Consider the following 24004-nt stretch of genomic DNA (forward strand, 5'->3'; position numbering starts at 1 on the left):
TAGGTAATTTGTCTATTATTTGCCGATATTGTCGTGTTTCCACTAAAAATGTAAATGATTGTGTTTATTTGTGAAAGAAAAGTTGTGAAATGAATGTTACAAAACTAGCAATTGGGGAATAAAGTAAAGTAGGAATATTACTAGAAAAATATACATAAGATGAGATTAGAAGAATATAGGGGAGGTTCCTAATGGAATTTACAAAACGATTTCTACCTGCACTTAAGCTGAAACGGCCGAAGTTAAACATTGCTTTTGAAAGAGAAAACTTCTCAGTCTTCTTTGAAACATACTGGATACAAATGATTATAGTGTCTTGCCTATCCAGTGTGGCACTGGGACTGCCGGCATACATTATTAAATTTGCCCATACAGAAGGCATCTTCACCTTTTATTTGCTTGCTCTATTACTCTCCGTCCCATGGTTTTTAGTGCCAATACTTTTTGTTTTGTATTATGTGAAGGACATAACCCTTGCAAAAAAGGCTGCTGTGATTACTGGGGGGGTATTACTTTTAACTTTCATTATATGGATTATTGCACTTTTTCAATTATAAAGCATGGCACGAAAGTTAATCCCCACTCCGTTATAGGGAGTGGGGATTGTGGTGTTATTTAAGGATAAGTCTACTCAAAACATCATTATTGACTGCAGAGTCTCCTCCTAGTACATAGAAAGTATCAATGTTGTGTTTAGCAATGAGATTTGTAGTTTCTATGCTCTCTTGGTTTTGCGTGTTCCCAATTAGTAAGATTGCTGTATTTTCCTTTGCTGCTAAAACAGAGCCAGTCAATGCATCAGCAAAGCTCTTTCCTGTTGCAACATAAAGCATATCTGTTGGCATGTTAAGTTCTTCAATGATAGCAACAGATGTAGCATAACGATCCTTACCTGCAATTCTATCAGCTTTAGGGAGGGCATTAAATGCTTTTTTACTTACCACATTGTCTCCACCTACTACAATAGTTGAAGTAACCTTATGGTTGTTAATGGTATTAGCCACAACTGAATTTAAAGGTTCGCTTTCTCCACCCTTTGTTAACAAGATAGGGATGCCATTTTTGGCGGCATATGGTGCAATGGCAAGAGCATCTGGAAAGTTGCTGCCACTAGCTACAACTGCTTGAGAAGTAACTCCTAGTTCTTTTGCAATGAGGGCAGATGTTTCATATCTATCTTTCCCTCCAATTCGTTTAACTGTTAACCCCATTTCCTTTATGGTGCTTTGAACTTTAGAAGACACGGCACTTTCACTACCCAAAATAATAGCCTTTGTTGCTCCTAGCTCTTTTATTTTTGCTTTGGTAGATTCATTGAGCTCTGCCTTTTTATGTGAAGTAAGCAAGATTGGTGCATCTAACTTATACGCTAATGGTGCACCAGATAGTGCATCCGGAAAGTTGCTTCCGTCTGCGATAATAACAGTATTGGCCTTATTTCCCCATCCCTCTTCAGAAATCTTGGCAGCAGTTTTATATCGATCTATTCCTGCAATTCTTTTCCCGAAAGGCTTTAAGTTAATTGTAGAGACATAACCTGTTAATTCATTATCCACTGCTCCGTTGGATGCAAAGTACCAGCCAAAATGGTTGTAAGAGCGATCTTCATATTTTTTAGGTGTTTCATCGGTCTTGACAAAACTTTCTATTGTTAGAACACCCGGCTTAAAGAAATTCTTTTTTTCCTCACCGGTTCTTGGTTGCGCCCTTCTGCCAACTTGTTCATCCACTCTTACTAAATCATTAGGTCCAAACAAATAAGCAGTGTGTGTAAGAGGACCGTATGTAGTGTAACTTTTTTTCTTGAAACGAATTATTCCTTCTACATACTCAATATCTTCTGGTTGAATTGGTTCAAGTGTTCGATTTAAATTTAGACCAGGGTTCCCTTCTTCCAATGCTGTTAGTACTTTATCCTGATAAGAGTTCATGTTTCTTTGTCCTTTTTTATCTTTGTTTTCCTCAGATAAATAGAATGGACTATTCTTAGGAACGATCCCATTGTATGCCATGATTGCAAAATACCAATTCTCAATGTATTTATGTCTGTTGTCTCCATCATTAAGCATTGGTATTACATTCCCACTGAATCTCTCAAACTTATCATTTAGAATCATAACACCACTTTCAATATTATATTGAATGTCGGTTATTAATCTCTTCTGATTTAGTTTATATTCACCCTCAAAATCTGTAACCTGCATAATTCCAATTCCACCATCATCTGAGATAAGTGCTTTATCTCCTACACAGTGAACCCAGCCTTCTGATTCCACAAATGCAATTGCTTTAACTATTTCAGCAGGTACACCCTGTTTAATCGCCTCTTCTGTTAACATTCGGTCAATCTCCATCAATGAAGATGGTTGTTTACACCCCGTATTATCTTGCGCACTAATGGATTGTGGCAATAATAGTGCAAAAACCACCAACATTACTAACACTTTCATTTTCTTCACTAGTTAATATCCCCCTTAATTTTCAATTCGTCCTTTTCTATGATAACAAGATTAATAGATAAAAACACTAATTATTACCATAATAGTAAAATAGATTGGTTGTTTATGAGTTATTCTCCATTCTTCAACAAATTTCATCTATTTGCCTTTTAATATTTTCCTATTCTACTAAATTGTATATAATGGTAATAGATTCTAAGAAATGTAGAAAGGTTTGTGTTCATGGATAAAAAATATGTCTTGACTATTCTCTTAGGGGTAGTGGCTATCGGAATGATTGGCTTTTTAACATTTAATACTATACAAGCAAGTAACATCAATAATCAATTTGAACTAGCAAATAAATACATGACTGAAGAAGAAATAGAAAAAAGTATTGAGGAGTATAAAAAGGTTTTGGAACTAAACCCAAATCATGTAAAAGCTAGAATTAATCTTGCTCAATGTTATGCTCTCTTAAGCAATATAGAAGAAGCTGCATCTACACTTCAAGAAGGAACGAAGTTGTTACCTAAAGAAGCTTCCTTTTACCTCAGTTTATCTAATATTTATGTTTCCAACTTATTGATACTAGAAGCCGTAAATGTCCTGGAAAGTGGTTTGAAGCAAACGAAAAATAGTCAACTTTCGGAGAGCTTAAAATCCATTACTAGTAATATCTCAATTGATCTTAAGAGAAAATTTGTCCAAGTTGACCATAAAAGAACCCTGGCTCTTGTTTGGACGGATGAGAAAGATAACAAAGTGGAACTTCCTGCTGAATGGAGTGTAGAGGAAGAAGAAATTGGTGCATTAACAGAACAAACAAATAAAAATAGAATGGAATTTACCGGTAAAAAAACGGGAAAGTTAAAGTGGTAGCAGAAGCTGGAACCATCACTAAAGAGATAGAAATACAGGTTTCGGAACAAGTAGTAGAATCTATTGACTTTATTGTTGAAGATTTCGATAGCTTAGCAATTGGGCAGGAATTAGGTTTAGAAATCACCGGTTTGGATGCAGATGGGAACGAAATGATACTAAATCCAACCTGGAAGATAAAAAAAGATCTTGGAACTCTTACTTCAAATAATGGTGCTTCTAATAGCTTTACTGCAAATAAAGTAGGACTTGAAACAATTACAGTTGAGTACCAAGGTCTTGAACAACATATGAAAGTATTAATAGACGGGGAAGGTCATGTAGTCAATTTCAACGTAGTTGGCCAAGGCCAAGCAACTATTTCCCCAGCAAAAGATGTCTATGATGAAGGCGATGAAATTACGATTGAAGCTGTTCCTGAACCAGGTTGGAAGTTCATTGGATGGGAAGGTGATATTACCGACACTATAAATCCATTAAACCTCACCATTATTGAAAACCTTGATGTTACAGCTATTTTTGAAGAAGAAGAGGATTATGAATTAACTATAAATAGAGAAGGTGAAGGAGAGATCATTAGAAGTTCTCTAAGCGATACGTTTGCACCTTCTGAAAATGTAACACTAACAGCAAGCCCTGCAGATGGGTGGGAATTTGCACGTTGGGAAGGTAGCGTTAATACTTACACAGAATCCATCACTGTTAAAATGGATTCAGATAAAGAACTGACTGCTGTTTTCAGAAAGGTAGAAGAAGAGGTTTCTTCACCAACACCGGCTCCTCCTACAGCTCCACCACCTGTACAGACACCTACGACTTACACACTAAGCACCTCAGTAAACGAAGGTGGAAGTGTCAATCACAATGGAGGCGGATCCTCCATTAAGGAAGGTACAACCGTTACACTGACAGCAACACCCTATGATGGGTGGGAATTTGTCCGTTGGGAAGGTAGTGCAAGTGGTAGTTCGAGCACTGTATCAATAACTATGAACGAAAACAAATCTGTCCGTGCTATTTTTACAAAAAAACAAACGACACCGACCAATTATTCTATTTCTACATCTACTTCAGGAGATGGAAGTATCTCAAAAAACCTCTCCGGATCAACATTTGTAGAGGGAACTGTCATTACACTAACAGCTTCGGCAGCACCTGGATGGGAGTTTGTAGGTTGGGAAGGCGACTCTACTAGCACATCTCCTTCTATAAGTATTACATTGACTAGAAATATGTCGGTTGTGGCTGTGTTTAAGGATACACAAAATCACGATGAATAAGAAGAGCAAAGCACACAAGCTTTAATAAAGAATAGACTGTTAAAAACCTCACTTTCAAAGTGAGGTTTTATTTTAGGTATATAAATTTAAGTTCTATTTTCATCACATAGTAACTTATTACCCCTCCAGTATTTTCCTATTTTTTATTGAAACCAATTTATAGTTGCAATTTCTCGTAAGCGCTTAATTACATGATCCTTAAAACGGAATTTAATATGTTTCGCTGGTACTCCTCCAACTATCTCATAAGGTTTTACATCTTTAGTTACAACAGATCCTGCTGCTATCACAGCCCCATCATGAATAGTAACTCCTTTTACAATTGTGACGTTAGTTCCAATCCAAACGTCATTCCTGAGTATTGCGGTAAGAAAAAGCCAGCAGTGCGGAGTTTGGAGCCACCAATTGCGGAAGATAGAGCCACTTAATGCAAGACAGGGAGCCAATACTTACAAATATATAAAAAAGCCATCGATTTCAGTTGCTTCGATGGCCGTATAGTTACTTGAAACTCTTTCCTTCTAACCGAGATTCTATAATTAGCACAGCTTGTCTGACAAGCTCATCTGCATCTAACATGTCATCTTCATTAAGTTCTAAATAGAGGGGCAAAAGGAGGTCTATTATTTCCTCCATTACCTCTTCTGGAAGAAAGTGATGAAAGAAATGCTTGGCGATACGGTTCTCCACTTCTATAGGAATCATGATGAGCCTACCAATCCATGACGTTCCCGCATTGAAATTTCTCCATCTACCATAATGTGATATGAATCATGAATAATTCGATCAAGAATGGCATCTGCTACTTGAGCTTGGCCATTCTAAAGCTCTTATTGATAATAAACAGTACTTTACTTGTTTTTAAGGATATATGTTATAACGTCAAATATACTTCCACGTTTACCTGTTTCAGGATTTAAGTAAGTGCAATACATAATATAGGATGCAGCAAAGATTTCTTCTATAGTTCTATTTCTATTTCTTCTACTAATAGTTAGTTCATCTTGTGTTAATCCCCAACCTGCATAAAAAGGCATACCAAAACAATGTACTTCTTTTCCTAATAATAAAGCTTCAAACCCCATTTGAGATGTTACTACATATACCTTATCCATATTCTCAATTAATGATAACGGGTTAGAGTTCTCTGAGAGGATAAATGTTCTTTCATCCTCTATTATTTCTATATTCCCTTTTTTCTTTCCTGCAATTACATCAGGATGAACTTTCACATATATATCTGAATCAGGGTTATCTTGACGAGCCTTCTGATACATTGACATAAAAGATTGTTGGTCAGCTAGTCCTAAAGATATAGACATATCACCAAATGTTTGATCAACCACTAATACTCTTTTACGTCCAGTTTGTTTAAACTCTGAAGGAGATAATATTCTGCCTGTATTATATTTGCTCAAATAATTATCTTTAATTAACTCAATTGCTTTCTTTGATTCTTCTAGAAGTTTAATATTTTCCCAACCAGTAGAGTTAAGTATATTTTCAAGCCTTGAAGGTCTAGATGCATCATAGTACACACCTATATCATCTAAAGAAAATGATAATGCTGGTGCACCCTCCACACCTAGTCCTAATGACCTTAAGAACCCGTCTTCCATTCCCAGATATGGTATTCCATATTTCTCTGCAAATACTCTTGCATCTTTGTATCCTGGCTTTAACCCCCATCCAGCAACGAAATCTAATTCCTCTATCTGATTGCCAGTTGGATCGAATATTATTTCAGCTGGTACAAGTTTCTGCAAATTAGCCATTCTTTTTTAACCCTGGTGATACTATCCCAACTTTTTTATTTTCTAAATCTGATTTTAAATCAAAAAATGATTCTTCACTTAATGTTTCTATATTAAGGCTTTCGTCTTCATTGTTACTTATTCCATATTCATCTTCAATTCTCGAAACTTCTTCTTGTAACATTAAAGAACTTTCTACACTTAAGGACTTTTTGGTGAAAGGATTAATGTATTTAGGGTATTCAATAAGTGAAACAGCTACTAAGGATTCCAAGCTTAACTTTTTATTTTTTGGAATGGCATTTCTATCGTCAGTTAGTCCCCATCCCGAATAAAATGGAGTACCTAAAGTTACAACCGGCTTTTCACCAATCAACCCAATTAGCCCAAACGGTGAATCCTTTGTGTAAATCTTAGTTATAATATTCAAGAAAGCAGATATATTAACATTAGAATCGAGTACTTTAGCCAATTTCTCTATTTTCTTTATATCATTTTCTCTTTCACTATTTACAGGGTCCGGCACAAATAAAATAATTGCATTAGGATTTTCTAACTTAGCTATCCATACTAAATCTAAACTATTTACGTTGTTGGAGGTTTTCGGAATAGAATCGGAGACTCTTCTTGTACCTATAACTAAAATAATCTCCGTATCAGTTTTATCTTCTATCACTTGTTTTATTAAATTCTCATCGTATAGTTTATATAGTGAATTCCTAACTTCTGATATTAAATTTGTGGATCTATTAACATTAGATGAGCTATCTATTTCTATTGCTGATAGTAATTTAATTAGTTTTGTATCATCTTCTCTTTGATACGGATTATCTTTATCATCAAAAACAACAGAAAATGGAGATAACTTCAATTTATTAAATTTGTGATAATTTATTAAACCATTGTCAACATAAAGCTTATCATAGTCTTTTTGAATAACAATTTCTATTAACTTCTGTGTATTATCTACACCTAATGAATTATCTTTATTTCTACCTGTCCAAATTATTGCTTTCCCTCTAGGATTTGATTCAATTAGTTTTCTGAATTTACCAATACCTTGATTTTTTTCAATTTTCACCAAAATATTGTCTTGCATAAAACTTTTCATAATTTCAAATTGCTCTTGATCAAAACCTATTAAATATACTTCTTCTTTTGTGGTTTCTTGATCTTCCTCAAATGCTTCTCTTTTTCTAATCGTGTTCTGAGACACTCTTAACAAATTTATTATTTCTTCCATATCTACTTGTTCGTTTGTAAACGGATGAAAATACTTTATATTATTTAGGGCATAAGTTGTAAAACATTCTTCAAGAGTTAAAGTTCTTCCTCTATTGGGTACTTCTATTCTATCATCCGTTAAGCCCCACCCTGAATAGAACGGTGTTCCATAAGTGACTACCTTTTTATTGTTTAATAGGGCCTTAAACCCTAATATAGAAGAGAATGTGTATACCATATCTATTTTTCGTAGAATCGCCCCAATATCCTGAGAGTTATCTACTAAAAAGGCAACTTCATTTATGTCATGAAATTCTTGAGGATTAGATACATTTTGGTTTAAATATGGAAGGTAAAATAAATCTGCTGTAGGATTTTCATACTTAGCAATCATTACTAAATCGAAATTGTTAATTTTCGAAGATTTAATATTGTTTAGCTCCCGAGCAATTTCATTTTCACCAATTATTAGAATTTTTTTTTCTACCCTTTTTTTAAATTCAAGATTACTCTCTTCAGCTGATTTTCTTCCTTCGAACTCTTTTAATTCATTTATTAACTTTTCTGAACGCTTAATCAGAAAACTGTCTTTTATAATGGTACTATTCATTTCACTAATTAGTTGATCTTCATTCGCATTTACATTTCTTATTTCTATAGAAATACTATCAGGTAGTGGGCTCCCAATTTCGCTTGGCTTTAGGAAACTCTCCTTAACAAAAAAAGTTTTAATCTTGTTTTCTCTAGCAAACTCAATTATCATTGAATTTTTACTATTATATCTTTCAGTTATATAGAAGGATATATTTTTGTATCGTAAGGTATTAATTAAATAATTTTTTGTTATTTTGTTTAAATCTTTTGATAATATTTCTTTATCTTTCAATAGTGCCTCAAGATTATTACCTAATTTCCTTTAATACCAAAAAGATAAGATTTTTCTATTCTATTACTTTTTTTGGGAGTTATTGTTATTAAGGAATTTCTTATTTTTTTGTATTTAGTATCTCCTAATATTTTTCTAGCAATTTTCCTTAAAATCTTTGCCACTACAAAACCTCCAGTTGAAATTAAGAATTTATTAAACCAATTACTTCTTCTAAATCTAGTTCATTACCATTATATGGATTAATATACTTGGGGTAAATTAAATATGATCCAGCAAATAACTCTTCAATACTTAATTTCTTTTGCCTTCTAGACACTTTTTGTCTATCATCGGTTAATCCCCAATTTGAATAAAAAGGTGCTCCAATTGTTGTAACCGGAATCCCCCCTTATTAAGGCTTCAAACCCTGACAAAGATGTAATAGTGTAAACATGATCTATAGTTTCTAGAGAGTCTACTAAGCTTATCTCATCAAAAATCACTTTTGATATATTTGACACATCTTGAGGATTAGATACCATTGCCCTTTTCCCTGCTAAAACATCTGGATGTGGTTTATATATTATCTGACAATCTCTATTTTCCTCAAAAGCTATTCTGACTAAATCGTTATTTGTAATTTTTCTAGAGCATTCCTTTTTTTATTGATGCATCTTCCTCCACTTGACCAATAACTAATATACGTTTTTGTTTTTTTGGACCGTATAACTTTTGAACATCTTTTGAGGGTAAATGATTATACTTACTAATTCGTTGATTTATTAATTTCCCCATACAGATTTTAGCTTGCTCTATAATTCTCGTATCTTCACTAAAATCATAAGTATTCAAGATATCTTCCAATTCACTTGGTTGGGTAGCGTCAAAATACATACCCTTCTCATCAACGCATAAGGAGTAAGGAAGCGCATGTAAGGAACCCAAACCTTTGGATCTAACAAATCCATCTTCGATTCTAATTACTTTAATATTATTTTTTTCTGCGTACTCCAATACTTCTAAGCTTTCATTATATCCCCAAATTCCGAAAGCGATATTTTCATGCTTTGCTAATTCATATTTCAAGAATGAAAACTTGCTCCCAAAAGGAACAAAAGTTAAGGAATACTTATCAAAATAAAACTTCATTAATTCATGCTTCCATTTAGCAACACCAAACAGATATAATTTAGTTTTATGATTATTAGTTCTTGGTCGTATAATCCAAAATAATAATATTAAATAAGAAAGTAATACTTTAATGTATTTTTTAATTTTACTTATGATTATTGTCATATTAAAAAGTCACCCTAGACAAATAAGTTTTTACTAAATATTGTTTTTATCTTCTATTTCAGTCTCGTAGAAATGAATAGCACTCTCTGTGTCCCCTACATAAACCAATTCACCCTTGTCAAGTACTATTGCTCTCTTACATATTTTTCTCACTTGATCTGTACTATGTGATACAAATACAATTGTTTTACCTTTTAGATAAGTTTTTATTGCTTTCATGGCTTTTTTCCTAAATCTTTTATCTCCAACGGCAAGGACCTCATCTAGAAGAATAATATCGGCTTTCACATGGATAGCAATAGAGAAACCTAATCTTACCTTCATACCAGACGAAAAGTATTTAATAGGTTTGTCAATATGATCTTTTAGTTCAGAGAATTCTATAATATCATCAATAATATTATCTATTTCCCTCTCTCTTAAGCCCAAGACAACACCATTCATATATATATTTTCTCTTCCGGAAAGTTCCTGATGAAAACCCGCGCCTAGTTCAATTAATCCACCGATTTTCCCATTAATATTAATTCTCCCTGTACTGGGAGAAGTAACCCCTAATATTACTTTTAATAATGTACTTTTCCCAGATCCATTATCACCGAGTATAGCTACAGACTCTCCCTGGTTAATAGTTAGTGAAACGTCTTTTATTGACCACGATTCCCTGTTCTTATTACTTTTGTTTAATAGGATATTTTTAATACCAAACACCTTGGCAGCGTTTGTTGAGTATTTTTTTCCAACTTTATATAGTGTTATTGCAGCTTCACTCATGTAATCACTCCTATACTACATCTGCAAAGTTCTTTTCTAGTTTATTGAAGGTTATCCAACCAATAGTTAGAATTATAATACTAAAACACAAGGAATAAAGTAACAGCGTTATATCTGGCATTTCATTATGGAGAATTGTTTTTCTATATCCATCAAATATCCCAGTGAATGGATTTAACGCCATAAATGGTTGGTATTGAAGTGGTATAGTATGATATGAATACATTACCGGTGATAAATACCTACCCATACGTAATATTAAAGGTGCCACTAAACCAAAATCCCTTACGTAAGCATTAACAGAAGATAGAAGAAACATAAAACCAAGTATCATCATCATTTGTATAAATAATATTGGAAGTGCTAAAAGTGAATAAATACCTGGCATTATTTGATAATATATAAGAACTATAACAAGCCCAATTAATGCAAAGAAAAAATTAACAGTTTCAGAGACGAATTTTACAAACACTAATGTAGGTCTATAAAAACTCCTCTGCCTAATCAAGCCCGCATAGCCTGTTATTATTCTTGTAGAAGTACCAACAGAAGCGTTAAAATAATACCATGGTAATAGAGCAACAAAGAGAAATGCAGCATAAGGAAGCCCTTCGCTCGGCAGTTTAACAAACAAGGAAAATACTAAGGTTAAGACGAGCATCAAACCTAAAGGTTGGATTATTATCCAAAGTTTCCCTAATAAAGATTGTTTATATTTTGAGATTATCTCTCTTTTGGCAAGAGTTAAAATAAAATCTTTATTTTTCAGAATTTTTTTTATTGATTTCATTATCACCAACACCTATTTTTTATCTTGTTATAAGAACCCACAAGCAATTCAAAAATCAAAAACAAAGCACTAGTTTCGAGGATTCACTCGACTAGTGCTCTAAAATACTACTGTAGAAAAAGATTTTTTAGATTACTATAAAATAAATTTATTTTTTCCGAATCATATTTTATAGGTGTAATTATCTCTTGTTGAGTTGCTTGCTTAATTAGGTCTAAGCCTCTTGACTCACATTTATATTCTCTAGGAATTAAGTGTAAATGCAAATGTCTAACTGCCTCACTAATAGTTACAACATACAACCTTTCTACTTCTAACTCATTTTGCATTGCTACTTCAACTTTTTTAATTAAAGGTCCGAGTTCTAAAAGCTCTTCTGAAGTAAAGTCTGTCCAATTTTCCACATGTCTTTTCGGTTCAAGATATAGATATCCTAATATCTGTGATTCTAATGAGCCTTTGGTGATCACCCAATTTACTCCTGTATATAATATGTCTTTGTTAGAACTATTCTTCTTGCATATAGAACAATTACTCATAAAAGTACTCCTGTCTATTGAGTTACCTTTAATTTACCATTAATGAAATCAATAAGAATTGAATCATAATCTTCTTGAATTGTTAATAAGTCATCTATTAGCTCCCTAACAGCTCCGTCGCCACCGTTTTTCCTTGCAACTTTTTTGCAGGCTTTTTTAACGATATCCACAGCATTGCCAGGCGCACATGGATAACCTACAATTTTGAGGATAGGTAGGTCATTAATGTCGTCACCAATATAACATATCTCTTCGTATGATACTCCCATATTATGTTTGATTTCATCCAAAACTTCTAGTTTTTGATGAATACCTTGATATAAATAATCTATTTTCAGCTCTTTTGCTCTTTTAGCAACAGCTTCAGACTTACGTCCTGTAATAATTGCTGTTTTAATTCCAGTGTAACGAGCAAAGCTGATACCCATACCGTCCTGAGTATTAAAACCTTTATACTCTTCTCCGTCAGAACCGATGAATAGTTTTCCGTCTGTTAATACTCCGTCTACGTCAAGTACAATAAGTTTTATTTTAGTCAAGTTATCCACGCCTTATAATCCTAAATTCATCAAATCGTGAATTTGTATCATTCCTACAGGGCGGTTAATTTCGTCCAAAACAGGAAGAACGCTTATTTTTCTTTCATCCATTGTAGATAGAGCTTCTACCGCTAACACACCCTGCTCTATGCATAGTGGTCTAGTGTTACAGAATTCTTCAACCGTACGATTTAAAATGTCCATACCGCTTGCAAAAGCGCGACGAATATCGCCATCAGTTAATATTCCTTGTAATTGTCTGTTTTCATCAACTACGGATGTTGCCCCTAATCCTTGAGCAGTCATAACAAATAGTGCTTCTTGTATCGTAGCTGATCCTAAGATCATAGGGTTTTTATTAGTAGCAACTACAACATCATTTACAGTAAGCAATAATTTACGCCCCAGTGAACCACTTGGATGGAACAAGGCAAAGTCTTCTGGTCTAAATTTTCTTGCCTCAAGTAATGCAACCGCTAATGCATCACCTAATGCCAAAGTAACTGTAGTGCTGGTGGTTGGAGCAAGTCCAAGAGGACATGCTTCCTTCACATCACCAATAGACAATACTACATTTGACTTCATGCCTAACGTAGAATTTGGATTCTTCACAATAGAGATGATTTTTGCTCCTATGCGTTTAATGGATGGTATTAGATTTAAGACCTCTTCCGTTTCTCCACTGTTGGAAATGGCAATGACAACATCATCTTTTGTTACCATTCCTAAGTCACCGTGAAGTCCTTCAGATGGATGCAGGAAGAAAGAAGGTGTACCTGTACTCGCCATTGTGGCATTTATCTTGCGGCCGATAATACCGGATTTACCGATACCGGTAATAACAACACGACCTTTACAGCTAAGTATTAATTCCAGAGCTTCTTGTACTGATTCACCAGAACTTTTGATTTCCTCACGAAGGTTTAAAATGGCTTGTGCCTCTTTATCTAATACATCCATAATACTTGTTGTGTGATCAACAGGTAATTTCACTAAGAGCATAATTCAGTCCCCTTTTATATTTTTATTAGTATTGTTTAATTGCACGGTCAATTTCAATGATTGGCTTTAATACTTCTTCTAGTTCGTCAAGTTTGACCATGTTAGGTCCATCAGATTTAGCTTCGTTTGGATTTGGATGAACTTCCATGAAAATAGCGTCTACTCCTACAGCTGCTGCTGCTCTGGATAGGTAAGGAACAAATTCACGTTTACCACCAGTAGTCGTGCCATTTCCTCCGGGTATCTGCACACTATGAGTAGCATCAAATACTACAGGTGCTCCAAGTTCGCGCATCGTTACTAGAGAACGCATGTCAACTACGAGGTTGTTGTAACCAAAAGTAGACCCACGTTCTGTTAATAAGATGTTTTCATTGTTTGACTCTTTTAATTTTGTTACAACGTTTTTCATGTCCCAAGGCGCTAAAAATTGTCCTTTTTTTACATTTACAATTTTGCCTGTTTTAGCAGCAGCAACCAATAGGTCTGTTTGACGGCAAAGGAATGCTGGAATTTGAAGAATATCTAAAACTTCAGCTGCTTTTTCAGCTTGACTTGGGTCATGAATGTCGGAAGTTACTGGTACATTAAATTTCTCTTTTACTTTTTTAAGGATTTCAAGACCATCCTCAAGTCCTGGTCCTCTGTAAGAATGGATAGAAGAACGATTTGCCTTATCGTAAGAAGCTTTAAAGATAAAAGGAATGTTTAACTTTGTCGTAATTTCTTTCAGTCTTTCAGCAGTTTCCATAATTACTTCTTCACTTTCAATAACACATGGGCCTGCGATAAGTACGAACGGGTTAGTACCACCAAAAGTAATTTCTTCGTTTAATTTTACTGTTTTAGTCATGTTGTTTTCCTCCAAGTATTCTCTCTACTTTTTCAATATCTTCTGGTGTATCCACACCAACAGCATCAAAGGCTGTTTCAACCAATTTAATAGAATAGCCGTTTTCCAAAAGACGCAGTTGTTCTAGTACTTCCACTGCTTCTAAAGAAGAAGTTGGCCAAGTAACGAACTCCGTAATAACGGACTTTGGATATCCGTATATCCCCAAATGTTTATAATATGTGATATCTTTCTTTGCACGATTAAATGGCACCGCTGACCGTGAGAAGTAAAGTGCAAAACCACTATTATTAGTAACTACTTTAACAACGTTTGGATTTTTCACATCTTCTTCATTCTTTATAGGTGTCTTTGCGGTAACAACGCATTCAGGTGATTCTTTTGCAGCTAAAACTAACTTATCAATTAACTCAGGACGAATTAGTGGTTCATCACCTTGAATATTTACGTAAAAGTCGCCTTCCACTTTTGTTGTCACTTCTGCCATACGATCTGAGCCTGTTTCATGATCGGTACGAGTCATAACAACTTGGCCACCGAAGCCTTCCACCACATTTTTAATTTCCTCATGGTCTGTTGCAACAACCACAGTATTTAGCTGTTCGCTTTTTACTACTTGTTCGTATACATGCTGAATCATAGGCTTACCATGTATCAGTGCAAGTGGTTTTCCAGGAAACCTTGTGGATCCATATCTAGCTGGTATTACTCCAACAACCTTCATGGTTAATCTCCAATCTATTTAAATAATGATTATTGTTTACTTTTTTTGAAAAAATTTCTAATAAAAATTAACACTTTTTCTATTATACTTATTTTTCATTAGAATTCAATCCTATTTGCTACATTTTCCGCTGTTTTTCGACTGGAATTGTTAATATTACCCTCCACTTGATAGAAGAACCTTAGATAATAAAGAAATTTATCAATCCGCTCTTTATTAACATCTTTATTAAGAGTAATAGGTAATATTTTTTTTAGTTTGCTTGGTTTTTCACAATGCACTGCAACTCCATCAATGTTATAGAGGGCGTCCCCTAAAGTAATAACTTTCTTATGCATGGTTAGTGCTTCGATGCCAACAGTTGAATTAATTGTAATTACTGCCAAGGCTCTATTAAGCATTTGTTTCATATTGGTTTTTTTTACGAAAATAACTTCTTCTACGTTCTCATATTCTTTTTTCAATTCTGAATAATTGTTTCGAGACATATCTTCGGGGTGCTCTTTTATTATTAATTTAATGTTTTTTCCATGAAGCATGTTATATTCATGTACAGCTTCTAGGACAGTTTGAAGAAGTAGTTTCATATCTTTAATAGATTTAGAGTTATAAAAGATTTGAGTGTCTCTAGAAACCTGGAATGGCACAAAGATATATTCATCCGGCAATTTAATATCATCGTTTCTTTTACGCCTAAAAGTTTGCTTGAATACGAAATATTTTATAGCCTGCCAGAGGGTAATGTGTACATATAACTTAGGGGAAATATTAAAGGCACTTCCAATCATACTTATCCCCTTCACTAAGGCAACTTTAGAAAGGTTTTCTTTCGTTTTTTTTAAATTATTTCTTCATCCTGAGGCTTAAAGAGATATTCTGTAAGTTTGTTTGAATCAATCTTAATTTTATCGAAGAATTCTCCATCTTTAGATATGGAAGCATTGGCGTTAATTCCTTTTTCATCACATGTGATGGTATAAGGTCTAAACAATCCATCTTCAAAATAAAAATGTTTTCAAACCCCTTTTTTGTGCAATGTATTTTGTAATCTGATCAATCCAATGATAGCCATTGAAAAGGCAAACCGCATCAATGGAGTGTTTCTCAATATACTGATCTATAAAAAGCATATACCGTTTATATATAGCTAATTCTTTTTTGCTTACATCCTTTTTCAAAACGTTTCTTTGATAGGTAATATTATAGATTTTCATTTTCAATAGGGTCTTGTCTGATATAGGATACTCCTGTTTTGTAACATGAAAAGGAGCAAAGATTGTTTGAATCTTACTCTTAAATAACAATTCACCTAATTCCAATTTAATGAGATGACAATTATGTCCCCTATCTATCAATTCCTCTGCTATATCCATAAAGAAACGTTTGTTTCGATTACCTCGCAAAAATAAATAATTAGCCATATAAACCCCTGTTCTCATTATTGCACTTGTCATTATATCAAAATATTTAGTATTTAATTGTTTACTTTTTGTAATAGTTCTGTAATATATACTAAGCAAAAATTGTCGGTTTGTAAATAGATAGAAAAATAAAGGTAAAAATTGTACATCTTTTATAGTTTATTAAAAGTTCTGTACATAGTTCGACACATTAAGTATTCTAATTAATCTATCATACTTTATTTAAATATATTTTTAACAGAGAGAAAGTCTTAATTTTCACGAAGTAGTTGAAGATGTTTACCTAATAAAAAAAGACCCCCTACTCCTCTAATACAGAAGTGGGGGGCGTTTCATTAAGAGATTCTCTTATAATCTCCAAAGAGTAATCCCTTCAGGGCATTCCTCTTTTGGTAATTTACTTTTAATATCTACAACTACTCCTTCTCCACCTTTCAGGAGCGTTCCAAATTGACTCCAGCCTTTTTCTACATAAGCCGTATGTGGAACAGCAAAAATGACAGCATCGGCCGGCTCAAGTGCATCGTAGTCAATTAATTCAATTCCATACTCTTTGTAAGCATCTTCCTTTTCAGATAATGCGTCCGTAACTTGTACCTCAATGCCGAACTCTTTTAGTTCATCAATTACATCGATTACTCGAGAGTTTCGCAGATCCGGAACGTTCTCTTTGAACGTCAGTCCAAGGATGGTTACTTTTGCACCTTGGATGGTCATTTTTTTGTGAATCATTTGTTTAATAAGAGAAGTTGCAATAAACTTCCCCATGTTACCGTTGATACGGCGGCCTGAAAGAATAACTTCTGGGTGATAGCCAACACTTTCTGCTTTAGATGTCAGATAGTATGGATCTACTCCAATACAATGCCCACCAACAAGTCCAGGAGAGAACGGCAGGAAGTTCCACTTTGTACCTGCTGCCTTAAGTACTTCTTCCGTGTCAATATCAAGTCGGTCAAAGATAAGTGCCAGTTCGTTCATTAGTGCAATATTAACATCACGTTGCGTGTTTTCAATGACTTTAGCAGCTTCTGCAACTTTGATAGAGCTTGCGCGGTATACACCAGCTTCTACTACTGAATTATAAACAGCTGCTACTTCTTCTAAAATTTCATCATTCTGACCTGAAACAACCTTTGTAATTGTTCTAAAAGTACGTTCTTTGTCACCAGGATTTATTCGTTCGGGAGAATAGCCAATGAAAAAGTCTTTTCCTCCTTTTAAGCCAGAACGCTCTTCTAATATCGGCAAGCAAACTTCTTCAGTCGCACCTGGATAAACTGTAGACTCATACACTACAATAGTACCTTTTGATAAGTTGCTTCCCACTGTTTCTGATGCTTTGACCAATGGGGTCAAGTCCGGTTGGTTATTCTGGTTGATTGGTGTAGGTACTGCAACAATGATGAAATCTGCTGCTTTCAGTGAAGCCGGATCCATTGTGAAATCAATATCCGCTTTTCCAAGCTCTTCTGGAGATACTTCATTCGTATAATCTGTTCCTTGCTTCAAGGTGTTAATCCTATGCTCATTTATATCAAATCCGATAATTCTATGGCTTTTGCCGAATTCTACCGCTACAGGTAATCCTACGTAACCTAATCCGACTACTGCAATCTTCTTGTTCATTATGCTATATCCTCCTTGGATGAAAACATGGCTTTATATTTAAAAGGAAAGTTTGATTTAAAATATATAGAAAAAGGTTCTAAAAAACAAGTTTCACTCTAATCTCCTATTATAAGTACAAGCTTAGGGAAAATCCACTTTCAAATCGGAATGTAACCGGAAAGTAATATTCTGCGTTTTTCTAGCAAGTCCCCCCTACTTATTTTTCACTAAATCTACAAAAAGTTACAATTTCAAGAAGTAATTGATTATTCCTATATTGTATAAATGACAGATTACCCATATAATCAAACAAAGAATATGAAAAGGAAGCGTGTTGAATGTTCAAGAAAAAGTGGTTCATTATTTTAGTTAGTTTTTTAGGCATTGCTACAATAGGAGTGGGAATTTTTGCTTTCAATGTTTATAAATCACTCGAAAGTACTGCTAGCTCCATGCATACTCCACTCGAAAGACCTAGTTCTGAAAAAAGGGCATCTGAAGTTGACTTCAGCCAAAAAGACCCATTAGCCTTCCTGATCCTAGGAGTGGACGAAAGACCTGGGGATAAAGGGCGTTCAGATTCCATGATAGTTTTGACAGTAAACCCGAACGATAAGTCTATGCAAATGGTTAGCATCCCGCGAGATACTAGAACGGAAATTATCGGAAAAGGTTTTGACGACAAAATCAATCATGCTTATGCGTTTGGTGGACCAGAAATGTCTATAGCTACTGTCGAAAATTTTTTAGATATCCCGATTGATTATTTTGTCCAAGTCAACATGGAGAGCTTTAAGGATATTGTTGATGCGGTAGGCGGAGTAACTGTAAACAATAAACTGGAGTTCAGTCAGAGCGGACATCATTTTCCTCTAGGAGAAATTGAGCTGAATGGTGAGGAAGCGTTAAGCTTTTCCCGTATGCGTAAATTAGATAGTGACTTTGGTCGTCAACAAAGACAACGCGATATTATTCAAGGTGTAATTAATAAAGGAGCATCCATTTCTTCGGTTACAAAGTTTGATGATATCCTCAACGTCTTGGGTAACAATGTTCGAACTAACCTAACTTTCAATGAAATGATTGACATCCAGGCAAACTACAAAGAAGCACGTCATAATCTTTCCCAACACCAGTTAACAGGATCTGGAACAAGGATTGAAAATATCTATTATCTTATTGTGGAAGAAGAAGACCGCCTCGATTTATCTAACCAATTGAAAGAACATCTAGAACTTGATTCCGAATTTGCGAGCAATAACTAATAAAGAAGAGGGCTACCGCTAATTGGTAGCCCTCTCTACATTTTATAATTATCCTAACAGACCAAACAACTTCTTTTTTTTGTATTCTCTCAGGGATATCCTTCATCATCATAGAACCTTCCACTAGTAGTTCTGCATTTTCCATCAAAAGGTACATTGCTTCTGTACCACTTTCTTTTTCAATAACCTTGTAAGCTTCAGCCATCTGGAAGCTTCTACTTTTCAAATTATGTGCGTCAGATGCGACAAGATGAGTAAGGTTGGCATCAATTAGGTCTAATGAAAATTTTTTGATTTTCTTTCCAAACTTTCCAGCTACACTTGATGCCGTTATTTGCGTACATGCACCTTTTTTCACTAGTTGGTACAACTTCTCCGGATTTTCAATTAATTCTGCATTCCTTTCAGGATGAACAATGATGGGGGTCAAACCTTTTAGCTGAACATCATAGATAATTTTTTCCGTATAAAGGGGAACTTGGCTAGAAGGGAGTTCAATGAAAACGTATCTATCTGTGTTGTTTATAGTAAGTAGTTCATTTCTCTCGTACTGTTCCAAAATTTCACCTGATATACGACACTCTTGCCCAGGTAGTATAGTTATATCAATACCTTCCTTTTCCAAGCGATCATTGAGTTCTTTGACCTTTTCTAGTATCTCTTCTTTGGAATTCATGTATTGCCCATTATTATGATGGGGAGTAGCTACTATTTTCGTTATCCCCTCTTTTGCAGCAGCTCTGGCCATCTCCAAACTCTCAGTCATATGTCTTGCTCCATCATCAGCAGCCGGAAGTATATGGCAATGAACATCAATCATTATTTCCCCTCCAAATATAGTACTTTTGTACCACCTATCGTTCTTTATATCGATTATTACTATATTATCATAGTAGAGAATCATTGAGAATGGGTGTATTTTGTCGAATTAAGTAAGTACGGGACTATTTTCACCTTTCCCAAAAATAACGAGTTGAAAAAGTATTATACTAATATATAAAAATATCTATTCACCATTCTATATTACGCATGCTTTTCCTAATAAAAGGTTTTTGTAAATAACTACTTTCTAACTATTAAGAATTTCCGTATTTTGTCGATAGTGAGAAAATAAAAAACACCCCGAAAGGTGTCATTATCTTGAATCAAGAGGTTTTGCATATAAAATATATCTTTCAGGAGCAGCCCCAGTGAGTGTAAAGGGGTAACATGTGGTGAGAAGCAGATCCTTCTTTTCCTTTTGAAGGGTAATCACCGTTCTATCATCCTCATCCACTATCTTGGAGTCATAAATTTCATACATATATTCCCCATAAGGCATATTCACATAAAACTTATCACCGATCTCCAATTCACCCAAACGAAGAAACACAGTATCTCTGTGGCCGGAAAAAACAATTTGGCCCTCTTCACCAGGAAAAGATGCACCTTTATAGTGCCCTACTCCCTTTTCCAGCTCTGCAGGGTCCGTACCTTCAACTATTGGCAGCTCTGCTTCAAGTCTAGGTATTTTCAGCAGTCCCACTACTTCTCCTGTCTCAGGCGCAAAGTCATCGGGCTTTTTTGGGCGTTCTTTTTTATCGGGTGTCTCCTTTTCACCCACCATTCCCTTAGTTATAGAAACAGCATCTTTTAACGCCGCCTCCGTTTTTCTATCCATACTGATTTTTTCAAATAGGCCATAGCCTATAAAGGAAATACCGGTAACAATAAACAGGATGGCTACAATCATTCCTTTTTTCAATTTGTCCTGTCACCTCTTCATTCGTTTTATCTCTGTTATATTTATTCTACTTGTTAAACGGAAGACATCAACCACAATTCTTCGACAAATTATAGGACTCTATCAAACACAGCAGACATATTCTTCATTAATATAGGTAGGAATGCAGCAACAAAATGGAGCCCTATTAAAGCAAAATAATAGAACTTAACCTTCGCCAACTTAAATACAAGCGGAATAATCACAAGAAGAATTCCCGCTACGCTAATTAAGGAATAGATCAAGGTACCTTGTGTTTCTCCATATGTAACAAGTAAGTAAAAGAACCCTACAATACTGATATTGTAGATTAGAAATATCAAAGATAGTGCAAAGCAGATAAAGTTTGTAACACTCTTAAATATTGATTTCCAATCGATATTTTTCATTCCTTTAAATCCCCCTATGAAACATCATTCTTTATTCTATTTCTTTATTTCGATATATAAGTAAATTTTCCCTGTTTTTTTCCTAATTTTGAAGAAAATATTGTCGAATCAAAAAAGACCCCTAGATAGGGTCTCTTTAGATGCCGATAAAAGTCGAATAACCTTGGGATCTTAATGTCGCAGCCAACCGATCGGCATTATCTTTTTGCGAGAAGGCTCCCGCCTGTACTTTGTATAGATTATCTTCTCTGAACACGAATGTGTTAAAGCCTTTTCTGTTAAGTTCAGCTGCCATGCTATCTGCGTTTTCCTTTGCTCGGAATGCCCCTACTTGCACTTTGTATACTCTTGTTGTTGGTGGTGGTGTTGGTTTAAGTTTTAAGTTGAAATATTCTACTAACCCACCGGCAATGGCCAAGGCACACGTTCTACGGTAGCTATCTGTTTTCAACAGCTGTGCTTCTGGGTAGTAAGTCATAAAGCCACACTCACAAAGAATAGATGCCATCGTTGTTTCGCGGAGAACATGGAAATTCGCTGATTTAATGCCTCTATCTCTTCTACCTGTTGCTTGAATAAGTCTGCGGTGGACCATATTGGCGAGTCGATCGGAATTTGGAGACTGAACAATTGGGGTATATGTTTCTATTCCTTGAACGGTATTCCACCCCCCATTTCCAAATGCATTCGCATGGATGGAGACAAACGCTCGTGCCCCCCAGGCATTCGCTTTATCTGTTCGTTCTTGCAAAGGAATATCCCTATCATCTGAGTGAGTGAAAAGCACCTCCACATCTTGATAGCGTAGCAGTTCCTGCCTTGTATATTGGGCAACCACCCTATTGAACTCATATTCTCTCATCCCATCAGGTGTACGCTTTCCAGAGGTACTGTATCCATGGCCTGCGTCTAACACTATTTTCATACATTCCACCTCTTTCTACATATTTAGACCACTTGTACTATCATCATATGTCCTATTTGTAAAACATTTACAAAAACAGGCATGTGACCTCTCCTCCTCCTTGTAACTTTTTATATAATTAAACGTCTAACTATTCAAAGAAGGGTATGAGTCATATATAGTGGTGTAAGAGGAAGAAACGGCTCATTCGATAAGTCCATACCACCAAAACGGAGGTTGAACTATGTATAAAATAGCTTCATTACTACTAATGTTCCTAATACTGACTGCTTGTGGAACGACGGGAGACTCTTCCCAAGGTAGTCCCGATTCTTCTGATGGAAAAATACCAGTAAGTGAAGGGACGAATGTGGATGATTCTTCTACAGGTCCAAAAGAATCAAAAGATCCTATCAAATTAAAGGAAGAAACTAGAAAGAAGCTAGAAACAAATAAGTTAAACAAAGAAGAATTGGCTGTTCATGTTGACCGTCAAAACGAAGACTTTCTATTTAAGGTTATTAACGACCAAGAAGAAGATGCAGAAATTCAATTCTCTTCTGGACAGGAGTACGATTATGTAGTGTACGACGAATCGGGCAGCGAAGTTAAACGATTTTCCGAAGGCATGATGTACACCCAAGCCATAAAAGAGATGATTTTAGCTCCAGGGGAGTCATTGGAGTACCCTATCCCCTACAGCGATTTGGCAGCAAGTCTTCCACCAGGAGAATACACCATCCAATTCATCTTTACTGATTCAAACCATCACGCTACAGCAAAAGAAACCTTTACTGTCGAATAAGAAGTACCTGTGTCACGAGGTTGTAACTGCCACCCAAAAAACCTATAATAGAATAAGAAGATTTTACCGGCAAAGGTCTACGCGATGAAGTAGACCTTTTCGTTTTTTGGTATAGATAAGCAATTCCCCTTCAGCCTGTAGTGCAGGACGTGAGACTCCTTGAAAATGCTAACGCATTTTCTTCGTGCGATGTAAAGCTGTCGCAGAGTTCCTTGTCCTGCGGGAGGAAGGGACAGGGGAGACCCCGCAACGAAGTGAGGAGGCTCCCGGACCGCCCGCGGAAAGCGAACGTCCGGAACGAAGGGCTGAAGGGAGTCTAAGTAACCCCTAGATATGAAACACTAATGGATGGTGACAAAAATGGAGCAGTTCGCAGCATGGCTGATAAATACATACCCACTCACTAACGACAACAACAGAAAAATCCTAAAAGAAGGCCTAAAACTGTTCCGCCAAGGCAACGTTATACACGCCTACCAAGAAGGCTCCGTTATGACCGGAAAAGTACAAGACAACGGCCAAAAACACGTCCTGCTTGACGAAGAAATCGGTGACCTCAGCAGATGCTCTTGCGGCGAAACGACACTCTGCCCCCATCAGCTAGCCACCTTTCTATCCGTTTGGTCACAATCCAAAACAATAGCATCCCTTATCGACGGCTGGAAGGAACAAAGTACGGACAACATCCTTCCAACTTTTGCATCTGCAAAGATAAAAAAAGAAAGCAACAACCTATGAGGAAAGCTCCCTTTCAAGCTGGCTGGAATTTGTCGCCTACCAGCATCAACAATATAAAAGCTCCATCCCTAGTAAAAGAACGTACCTGACCGGGCTGACACACGCGTTTTTTCCTAAACTGCGTACACAGGCTCCGAAGAAAGCGG

Annotated in this window: 29 protein-coding genes and 2 pseudogenes; 6 read left to right on the forward strand and 25 right to left on the reverse strand. The window is 35.5% G+C overall.

The window, feature by feature from the left end; all coding sequences use genetic code 11:
• The first annotated feature begins 191 nt into the window (after positions 1 to 191).
• Positions 192 to 557, forward strand: a complete 366-nt coding sequence (locus tag M313_RS0115280) for a hypothetical protein (protein ID WP_010197272.1) — start codon at positions 192 to 194, stop codon at positions 555 to 557.
• Positions 558 to 611: 54 nt separating this feature from the next.
• Here the strand turns inward: M313_RS0115280 and M313_RS24675 are convergent, their stop codons facing one another.
• Entirely contained in the window at positions 612 to 2450 is a 1839-nt protein-coding gene (locus M313_RS24675; protein ID WP_234946577.1) for a cell wall-binding repeat-containing protein, read from the reverse strand.
• A 231-nt stretch (positions 2451 to 2681) separates the two neighbouring features.
• On the opposite strand from M313_RS24675, the gene M313_RS0115290 reads away from it, so the two are divergent.
• A complete protein-coding gene (locus tag M313_RS0115290) occupies positions 2682 to 3320 on the forward strand; it encodes a tetratricopeptide repeat protein (protein ID WP_010197276.1) in 639 nt (212 codons plus the stop codon).
• Positions 3314 to 4600, forward strand: coding sequence for an InlB B-repeat-containing protein (locus M313_RS0115295; protein ID WP_010197281.1), 1287 nt, complete (start codon positions 3314 to 3316; stop codon positions 4598 to 4600). The genes M313_RS0115290 and M313_RS0115295 overlap by 7 nt, the downstream gene beginning before the upstream one ends.
• A 143-nt stretch (positions 4601 to 4743) precedes the next feature.
• Here M313_RS0115295 and M313_RS26440 read toward each other — a convergent pair.
• The 20 genes and pseudogenes from M313_RS26440 to M313_RS0115380 all read right to left on the reverse strand — a co-directional run.
• Positions 4744 to 4959 (reverse strand): annotated as a pseudogene (locus M313_RS26440) (DapH/DapD/GlmU-related protein); the annotation flags it as partial.
• A 142-nt stretch (positions 4960 to 5101) separates the two neighbouring features.
• Complete coding sequence (locus M313_RS0115305) at positions 5102 to 5305, reverse strand: hypothetical protein (protein WP_010197285.1); 204 nt, start codon at positions 5303 to 5305, stop codon at positions 5102 to 5104.
• Positions 5302 to 5403, reverse strand: a pseudogene (locus M313_RS26445) (AAA family ATPase); the annotation flags it as partial. The pseudogene M313_RS26445 and the gene M313_RS0115305, both read right to left, overlap by 4 nt.
• A 48-nt stretch (positions 5404 to 5451) precedes the next feature.
• Positions 5452 to 6375: a capsular polysaccharide export protein, LipB/KpsS family gene (locus tag M313_RS23765; RefSeq protein ID WP_010197287.1), complete on the reverse strand. Its 924-nt coding sequence runs from the start codon at positions 6373 to 6375 to the stop codon at positions 5452 to 5454.
• Positions 6368 to 8464 (reverse strand): capsular polysaccharide export protein, LipB/KpsS family, encoded by a 2097-nt coding sequence (locus M313_RS0115315; protein WP_010197289.1) that lies wholly within the window; start codon positions 8462 to 8464, stop codon positions 6368 to 6370. The genes M313_RS23765 and M313_RS0115315 overlap by 8 nt, the downstream gene beginning before the upstream one ends.
• Before the next feature lie 20 nt (positions 8465 to 8484).
• Positions 8485 to 8628 (reverse strand): hypothetical protein, encoded by a 144-nt coding sequence (locus M313_RS25890; RefSeq protein ID WP_010197294.1) that lies wholly within the window; start codon positions 8626 to 8628, stop codon positions 8485 to 8487.
• Between the two features lie 20 nt (positions 8629 to 8648).
• A complete protein-coding gene (locus M313_RS27025; protein WP_157182489.1) occupies positions 8649 to 8849 on the reverse strand; it encodes a capsular polysaccharide export protein, LipB/KpsS family in 201 nt (66 codons plus the stop codon).
• Positions 8794 to 9087, reverse strand: a complete 294-nt coding sequence (locus M313_RS27030) for a capsular polysaccharide export protein, LipB/KpsS family (protein WP_083800953.1) — start codon at positions 9085 to 9087, stop codon at positions 8794 to 8796. The genes M313_RS27025 and M313_RS27030 overlap by 56 nt, the downstream gene beginning before the upstream one ends.
• A gap of 4 nt (positions 9088 to 9091) precedes the next feature.
• A complete protein-coding gene (locus M313_RS26665) occupies positions 9092 to 9742 on the reverse strand; it encodes a capsular polysaccharide export protein, LipB/KpsS family (RefSeq protein ID WP_010197297.1) in 651 nt (216 codons plus the stop codon).
• Between the two features lie 33 nt (positions 9743 to 9775).
• A complete protein-coding gene (locus M313_RS0115330) occupies positions 9776 to 10516 on the reverse strand; it encodes an ABC transporter ATP-binding protein (protein ID WP_010197299.1) in 741 nt (246 codons plus the stop codon).
• A 10-nt stretch (positions 10517 to 10526) separates the two neighbouring features.
• The gene (locus M313_RS0115335; protein WP_010197305.1) at positions 10527 to 11306 is read right to left on the reverse strand and encodes an ABC transporter permease; all 780 of its coding nucleotides are present in this window, start codon (positions 11304 to 11306) and stop codon (positions 10527 to 10529) included.
• Between the two features lie 107 nt (positions 11307 to 11413).
• Positions 11414 to 11776, reverse strand: coding sequence for an HIT family protein (locus M313_RS0115340; RefSeq protein ID WP_234946574.1), 363 nt, complete (start codon positions 11774 to 11776; stop codon positions 11414 to 11416).
• 83 nt (positions 11777 to 11859) lie between these two features.
• Positions 11860 to 12393, reverse strand: a complete 534-nt coding sequence (locus M313_RS0115345; RefSeq protein ID WP_010197310.1) for a KdsC family phosphatase — start codon at positions 12391 to 12393, stop codon at positions 11860 to 11862.
• 3 nt (positions 12394 to 12396) lie between these two features.
• Positions 12397 to 13386 (reverse strand): KpsF/GutQ family sugar-phosphate isomerase, encoded by a 990-nt coding sequence (locus M313_RS0115350; protein WP_010197312.1) that lies wholly within the window; start codon positions 13384 to 13386, stop codon positions 12397 to 12399.
• 25 nt (positions 13387 to 13411) lie between these two features.
• Entirely contained in the window at positions 13412 to 14239 is an 828-nt protein-coding gene (kdsA, locus tag M313_RS0115355; protein WP_010197315.1) for a 3-deoxy-8-phosphooctulonate synthase, read from the reverse strand.
• The gene (kdsB, locus tag M313_RS0115360) at positions 14232 to 14963 is read right to left on the reverse strand and encodes a 3-deoxy-manno-octulosonate cytidylyltransferase (protein ID WP_010197316.1); all 732 of its coding nucleotides are present in this window, start codon (positions 14961 to 14963) and stop codon (positions 14232 to 14234) included. The genes kdsA and kdsB overlap by 8 nt, the downstream gene beginning before the upstream one ends.
• Before the next feature lie 98 nt (positions 14964 to 15061).
• A complete protein-coding gene (locus M313_RS24685) occupies positions 15062 to 15751 on the reverse strand; it encodes a capsular polysaccharide export protein, LipB/KpsS family (protein ID WP_010197319.1) in 690 nt (229 codons plus the stop codon).
• 50 nt (positions 15752 to 15801) lie between these two features.
• Positions 15802 to 15954: a hypothetical protein gene (locus M313_RS27035; RefSeq protein WP_010197320.1), complete on the reverse strand. Its 153-nt coding sequence runs from the start codon at positions 15952 to 15954 to the stop codon at positions 15802 to 15804.
• A gap of 7 nt (positions 15955 to 15961) precedes the next feature.
• Positions 15962 to 16384 carry a hypothetical protein gene (locus M313_RS0115375; RefSeq protein WP_010197323.1) on the reverse strand — a complete coding sequence of 141 codons (423 nt, stop codon included), beginning with the start codon at positions 16382 to 16384 and terminating at the stop codon, positions 15962 to 15964.
• Between the two features lie 348 nt (positions 16385 to 16732).
• Positions 16733 to 18013 carry a nucleotide sugar dehydrogenase gene (locus tag M313_RS0115380; RefSeq protein WP_010197326.1) on the reverse strand — a complete coding sequence of 427 codons (1281 nt, stop codon included), beginning with the start codon at positions 18011 to 18013 and terminating at the stop codon, positions 16733 to 16735.
• Positions 18014 to 18333: 320 nt separating this feature from the next.
• Here M313_RS0115380 and tagU point away from each other — a divergent pair, with 320 nt between their 5' ends.
• Positions 18334 to 19260 carry a polyisoprenyl-teichoic acid--peptidoglycan teichoic acid transferase TagU gene (gene tagU, locus M313_RS0115385; RefSeq protein WP_010197329.1) on the forward strand — a complete coding sequence of 309 codons (927 nt, stop codon included), beginning with the start codon at positions 18334 to 18336 and terminating at the stop codon, positions 19258 to 19260.
• Here the strand turns inward: tagU and M313_RS0115390 are convergent.
• The 4 genes from M313_RS0115390 to M313_RS0115405 all read right to left on the reverse strand — a co-directional run bounded on the left by M313_RS0115390 (position 19205) and on the right by M313_RS0115405 (position 22336).
• Entirely contained in the window at positions 19205 to 20080 is an 876-nt protein-coding gene (locus M313_RS0115390; protein ID WP_010197330.1) for a tyrosine-protein phosphatase, read from the reverse strand. The genes tagU and M313_RS0115390 overlap by 56 nt on opposite strands.
• Positions 20081 to 20395: 315 nt before the next feature.
• Complete coding sequence (gene srtD / locus M313_RS0115395) at positions 20396 to 21004, reverse strand: class D sortase, LPxTATN-specific (protein WP_010197332.1); 609 nt, start codon at positions 21002 to 21004, stop codon at positions 20396 to 20398.
• 89 nt (positions 21005 to 21093) lie between these two features.
• Positions 21094 to 21411: a hypothetical protein gene (locus M313_RS0115400; RefSeq protein WP_010197334.1), complete on the reverse strand. Its 318-nt coding sequence runs from the start codon at positions 21409 to 21411 to the stop codon at positions 21094 to 21096.
• Between the two features lie 136 nt (positions 21412 to 21547).
• Entirely contained in the window at positions 21548 to 22336 is a 789-nt protein-coding gene (locus M313_RS0115405; protein WP_010197335.1) for an N-acetylmuramoyl-L-alanine amidase, read from the reverse strand.
• A gap of 223 nt (positions 22337 to 22559) precedes the next feature.
• Between M313_RS0115405 and M313_RS24690 the strand changes: the two genes are divergently transcribed.
• Both M313_RS24690 and M313_RS0115415 read left to right on the forward strand, forming a co-directional pair.
• Complete coding sequence (locus tag M313_RS24690; RefSeq protein WP_010197336.1) at positions 22560 to 23120, forward strand: BsuPI-related putative proteinase inhibitor; 561 nt, start codon at positions 22560 to 22562, stop codon at positions 23118 to 23120.
• Positions 23121 to 23480: 360 nt separating this feature from the next.
• Complete coding sequence (locus tag M313_RS0115415) at positions 23481 to 23858, forward strand: hypothetical protein (protein ID WP_010197337.1); 378 nt, start codon at positions 23481 to 23483, stop codon at positions 23856 to 23858.
• Positions 23859 to 24004 lie beyond the last annotated feature (146 nt).

The sequence above is a fragment of the Bacillus sp. m3-13 genome (assembly GCF_000175075.1).
Classification (GTDB): Bacteria; Bacillota; Bacilli; order Bacillales; family Bacillaceae_I; genus Sutcliffiella_A; species Sutcliffiella_A horikoshii_C.

Excerpts from the sequence above, each read along its gene's own strand:
- M313_RS0115405 (WP_010197335.1), bottom strand. The coding sequence starts at position 22,336 with ATGAAAATAGTGTTAGACGCAGGCCATGGATACAGTACCTCTGGAAAG.
- M313_RS0115415 (WP_010197337.1), top strand. The coding sequence starts at position 23,481 with ATGGAGCAGTTCGCAGCATGGCTGATAAATACATACCCACTCACTAAC.
- M313_RS0115380 (WP_010197326.1), bottom strand. The coding sequence starts at position 18,013 with ATGAACAAGAAGATTGCAGTAGTCGGATTAGGTTACGTAGGATTACCT.
- M313_RS26665 (WP_010197297.1), bottom strand. The coding sequence starts at position 9,742 with ATGACAATAATCATAAGTAAAATTAAAAAATACATTAAAGTATTACTT.
- tagU (WP_010197329.1), top strand. The coding sequence starts at position 18,334 with ATGTTCAAGAAAAAGTGGTTCATTATTTTAGTTAGTTTTTTAGGCATT.
- M313_RS0115350 (WP_010197312.1), bottom strand. The coding sequence starts at position 13,386 with ATGCTCTTAGTGAAATTACCTGTTGATCACACAACAAGTATTATGGAT.
- M313_RS24675 (WP_234946577.1), bottom strand. The coding sequence starts at position 2,450 with ATGAAAGTGTTAGTAATGTTGGTGGTTTTTGCACTATTATTGCCACAA.
- M313_RS24690 (WP_010197336.1), top strand. The coding sequence starts at position 22,560 with ATGTATAAAATAGCTTCATTACTACTAATGTTCCTAATACTGACTGCT.
- M313_RS0115280 (WP_010197272.1), top strand. The coding sequence starts at position 192 with ATGGAATTTACAAAACGATTTCTACCTGCACTTAAGCTGAAACGGCCG.
- M313_RS0115290 (WP_010197276.1), top strand. The coding sequence starts at position 2,682 with ATGGATAAAAAATATGTCTTGACTATTCTCTTAGGGGTAGTGGCTATC.
- M313_RS0115335 (WP_010197305.1), bottom strand. The coding sequence starts at position 11,306 with ATGAAATCAATAAAAAAAATTCTGAAAAATAAAGATTTTATTTTAACT.
- M313_RS0115375 (WP_010197323.1), bottom strand. The coding sequence starts at position 16,384 with ATGGCTAATTATTTATTTTTGCGAGGTAATCGAAACAAACGTTTCTTT.
- M313_RS0115305 (WP_010197285.1), bottom strand. The coding sequence starts at position 5,305 with ATGATTCCTATAGAAGTGGAGAACCGTATCGCCAAGCATTTCTTTCAT.
- kdsB (WP_010197316.1), bottom strand. The coding sequence starts at position 14,963 with ATGAAGGTTGTTGGAGTAATACCAGCTAGATATGGATCCACAAGGTTT.
- M313_RS0115330 (WP_010197299.1), bottom strand. The coding sequence starts at position 10,516 with ATGAGTGAAGCTGCAATAACACTATATAAAGTTGGAAAAAAATACTCA.
- M313_RS24685 (WP_010197319.1), bottom strand. The coding sequence starts at position 15,751 with ATGATTGGAAGTGCCTTTAATATTTCCCCTAAGTTATATGTACACATT.
- kdsA (WP_010197315.1), bottom strand. The coding sequence starts at position 14,239 with ATGACTAAAACAGTAAAATTAAACGAAGAAATTACTTTTGGTGGTACT.
- M313_RS23765 (WP_010197287.1), bottom strand. The coding sequence starts at position 6,375 with ATGGCTAATTTGCAGAAACTTGTACCAGCTGAAATAATATTCGATCCA.
- M313_RS0115400 (WP_010197334.1), bottom strand. The coding sequence starts at position 21,411 with ATGAAAAATATCGATTGGAAATCAATATTTAAGAGTGTTACAAACTTT.
- M313_RS0115390 (WP_010197330.1), bottom strand. The coding sequence starts at position 20,080 with ATGATTGATGTTCATTGCCATATACTTCCGGCTGCTGATGATGGAGCA.